This window comes from Citricoccus sp. (assembly GCF_035445025.1).
GTDB lineage: Bacteria > Actinomycetota > Actinomycetes > Actinomycetales > Micrococcaceae > Citricoccus.
The window spans coordinates 1-3,877 of the sequence record NZ_DAOMPX010000118.1 but is presented as its reverse complement, the minus strand read 5'-3'; the positions used below and the strand labels follow the sequence as shown (position 1 = coordinate 3,877).

General features: G+C 69.8%; 2 protein-coding genes and 1 pseudogene. All 3 read left to right on the top strand.

The window, feature by feature from the left end:
• On the top strand, positions 1-1,570 hold a 1,570-nt coding region (locus PLJ28_RS15210; RefSeq protein WP_324590373.1), incomplete at its 5' end, for an SCO6880 family protein.
• Positions 1,570-3,102 carry a putative type IV secretion/conjugal transfer ATPase gene (locus PLJ28_RS15205; protein ID WP_324590372.1) on the top strand — a complete coding sequence of 511 codons (1,533 nt, stop codon included), beginning with the start codon at positions 1,570-1,572 and terminating at the stop codon, positions 3,100-3,102. The genes PLJ28_RS15210 and PLJ28_RS15205, both read left to right, overlap by 1 nt.
• A pseudogene (locus PLJ28_RS15200) lies at positions 3,099-3,877 on the top strand (TraM recognition domain-containing protein); the annotation flags it as partial. The gene PLJ28_RS15205 and the pseudogene PLJ28_RS15200, both read left to right, overlap by 4 nt.

Below are 3,877 nucleotides of genomic sequence, written 5' to 3'. Positions count from 1 at the left end.
CCCGTGGGACGGGGCCCGGTTCGCCCGGGAACGCACCACCGGGGTGCTGCTGGGGCTGAGCTGGCCCCAGGTCATCACCCTCGGGGTGGCCCTGGGGCTGATGCTGCTGCTGGTGTTCACCGGCGGCTTCCCCCGCGGGTTCTTCACAGCCCTGGTGCTCGGTGCGGTGGCCGCCGGGATCGTCGTCCCCAAAGTCATGGGGCGGCCCCTGATCGGTTGGGCCGGGCTGTGGCTGCGCTACCTGGTGCGCGGGGCCCGCAACCAGTTGACCTTCGTCCGCCGCGACGGCACCCATGACCACGACGAGGCTCCAGCGGACCCGTCCTGTCCGGTGCTGGCCGGCGGGGACACCAGCACCGGCCGGGATGAGGCCGGGCGGATCAAGCCCGGGGCCGGGGCCCGGTTCCGGCTGCCCGGGGAGGCCAACGAACTGCGCGTGTACACCCTGCCCAGCGGGGCCGGATTCGTCTACGACCCGCGCCGGGGCGAGGGCATCGTGTGCGCGAAGATCAACACCTCCAAGGCCTTCGCCCTGGAGTCCTTCGACGCCCAGGAGGACCGCACCGCGAACTGGCGCGAAGCCATCTCAGCGATCGCCCGGATGCCCGGGGTGGCCCGGATCCAGCACGCGGACCAGACCACGCTGATCTCCGGGTCCAAGGTCATGGAGTTCTACAACGCCAAGGGCGCCGAAGCCACCGGAGAGGGTCGGCCCAGCGGGGAGGCGGTGAACCCGTTCCTGCACGCGGCGTTCGTGGAGCTGATGGCCGAGGCCCAAGACATGCCGGTCCACGAGACGTGGATGACGGTGGTGCTGTCCCGCGAGAAGGTCGCCAAGCGCATCAAGTCCCTCGGTGGCGGGCTGCCCGGGTTCATGACCCTGGCCCTGTCGGTGATGACGACCATCGAGGGCACCCTGCCGGCCTCGGGCACCACCGTGCAGGCCTGGCACTCCCCGAGGTCGCTGGCCGCACTGGTGCGTTCGGCGTTCGACCCGCAGGCCTCGGTGGTCATCTCCGAACGCTCCGGGGACTGGGTCGGGGTCGCCCCCGGTTCGGCCGGACCGGTGGCCATGGAGGTCTTCACCGACCATGTGCGCACCGACGGGTACCTGCACCGCACCTACAAGGTCTCCGAGTTCCCCCAGTCCCAGGCCCGCCTCGGATTCTTGGAGCCGTTGATCTTCGCCGGGGACTTCCGGCACACCGTCTCTGTGGTCTGGGTGCCGCGCGATGCCCGGGGGGCGTTGAACCACATCCAGCGGCGCAAGGCCGACTGGCGCACCACCACCCGACTGCTGGACAAACTGGACCGGCCCCACACCCTGGAGCACGACCGGGAACTGGAGGACATCAACCGGGAGGAGACCGAACTGGTCGATGGCCACGCCCGCCTGGATATGGCGGTGCTGATCACCGTCACCGGGGCCGACGAGATGGAACTGGAGGCCAACTGCGCCGACGTGCTCTCCCGGGCCGTGAACGCCAACTGTGAGCTGCGCGTGGTGTACCTCGAACAGGACTCGGCGATGCTCGCCGCGGCCCTGCCCTTCGGAATGGTGGAGATGTGATGAGCCCGACGACGAAGAACCGCCAGAAGATCGAGGTCTTCGACTTCTACCAGGCCAACCGGGAGGGAAAACGCGCCTCGCTCACCTCCACCCGGCAGGTCCTCAAGGATCTCAAGGCCGCCCAGCAGACCGACACCGATGTCAGCCACGACTTCCCCCGGCCCACCTGGGGCCGGGGTGGGGAGCGTCGGCCGAGGTCCCTGCACGGGACGGGGGTGTTGCGGACACGCGGGGTGCCGACCACCGCGCACACCGGGGCGACGGCCTACCCGTATGTGGCCGGGACCTCGCTGGGCGCCGACGGGCTGTACATCGGCCGGGATTTGAACGGCGGTGGGGCGTTCTGTTTCGACCCGTGGCAGCTGTATGAGCGCGGCATCATCTCCGGGATGTCGATGATCCTGTTCGGACAGGTCGGGGTCGGTAAGTCCTCGCTGGCCAAGTCCTTCGCCGTCCGCCTGGTCCAGGCCGGACGCAAGCTCTCGGTCGCCAGTGACAAGAAGGGCGAGTGGACCCGGGTCGTGCACGCCCTGGGCGGGTCGGTGATCCAGGTCGGCCCGGGCATGGGCACCCGGATCAACCCCCTGGATCCGGGCACCCGGCCCTCCCTGAATGCCCAGGGCGAGCCGCTGAGCGATGAGGGGTGGGCGATGACGGTCCGCACCCGGCGGATGGCCATCCTGGTCACCCTGGTGCGGATACTGACGAATCGGGACTTGTCCCCGGCTGAACACCACGTGCTCTCCCTGGCCCTGGATACCGGAGTCCAGGCAGCTCAGACCCGGGGCGGGATCGTGATCATCCCGGACGTGATCGACGCCCTGGAAGCGGCCAAGGACCACCCCGACCGGTTGGTCGCGGAGGCGTCCTCGGTGATGGCGATGACCCTGCACCGGATGACCACCGGTGACCTGGCCGGGATGTTCGACGGGGAGACCACCGCGCACTTCGCCGCCGACGCTCCGGCCACTTCGATCGACACCTCCGCCCTGCAAGGGGCCAGCCCCGAAGCGGTGCGGGTGGTCAACGCCTGCTCCGGGGCCTGGACCGAGGCCATGGTCACCACCAGTGACGGAGGCCAGCGGATCGTGGTCTACGAAGAGGGCTGGGACAACATCTCCTCCGAGGCCGACCTGCGCCGCATGGTCGAGTCCTGGAAACTGGCGAGGGCCTACGGCATCTTCAACGTGCTGATCCTGCACAAGATCGCCGACCTGGACATGGCCGGCGACCGCGGCTCGAAGATGGCCGCGATGGCCAAGTCCCTGCTGGCCGACGCCGACGTCAAGGTCATCTACCGCCAAGACCGCTCCGCGCTGCGGGTCACCACCGATGAACTCGAGCTCTCCGACCGGGAACGGTCCCTGCTGAAGTACCTGGACGAAGGCGTGGGCCTGTGGCGGCTGGGCGGGTCCAGCTTCCAGGTCAAGAACGACCTGACCCGGGTCGAACTCGGGCTGTTCAACACCGACGAACGCCTCGTCACCGCCACCGCCACCGCCACGACCACTGAGAGGCAGGCCCGGGCATGAGCTGGAACGCCCAGAACCGCCAGTCCACCACCGGGGCGAACAACCACGCCCTGCCGTTGGCGATCCTCGGGCTCATCGGCGTGTACGGGGCTTATGTGCTCGTCGGGGTGCTCACCAACCGGGCCGTGTGCGGGGCGCTGGCCTGGCCGGAGACCATCGTGGACCCGCTGGGGTTCGTGGCCACCGGCGACGGGACCGCCTTTGGGACGGCCGCCGGATGCGCGGCCCCCACCGGGACCCTGATCGGGGCGTACATCGGGCTGGCCGTGGTGCTGGTGCTGTTGGTCGGGGCCGGGGCGTATGCGTGGATGCGGTACCAGCAGTCCGACACAGCGTTCATCCGGTCCATCCGGTGGCGCGAGGGCATGGCGCGGGCCCCGGAGATTCGCCGTGCCGTTGGGGCCGGGGCCGCCCGGAAGAAGGCCACCAAGGTGCGTCCCAGTGTGAAGCACCCCAAGCCGGCCGACGGGGCCCTGCTGCTGGGTTCGGCGGAGGGTTCACCGGTGTGGAGCTGTCTGGAGGAATCCGTGGTGCTCATCGGTCCCCCGCGTTCGGGTAAGGGTCTGCACCTGCTCATCGGGGCCATCCTGGACGCCCCCGGCCCGGTGATCACCACCAGTTCCCGGGCCGATAACCTGGCCGCCACCGCCACCCTGCGCGCCACCAAGGGGCCGGTCGCCCTGTTCGACCCGCAGGGACTGACCGGCCAGCCCACGACCTTGAAGTGGTCCCCGATCACCGGGTGCGAGGTCCCCCGGGTCGCCAACCAGCGCGC

Excerpts from the sequence above, each read along its gene's own strand:
- PLJ28_RS15205 (WP_324590372.1), top strand. The coding sequence starts at position 1,570 with ATGAGCCCGACGACGAAGAACCGCCAGAAGATCGAGGTCTTCGACTTC.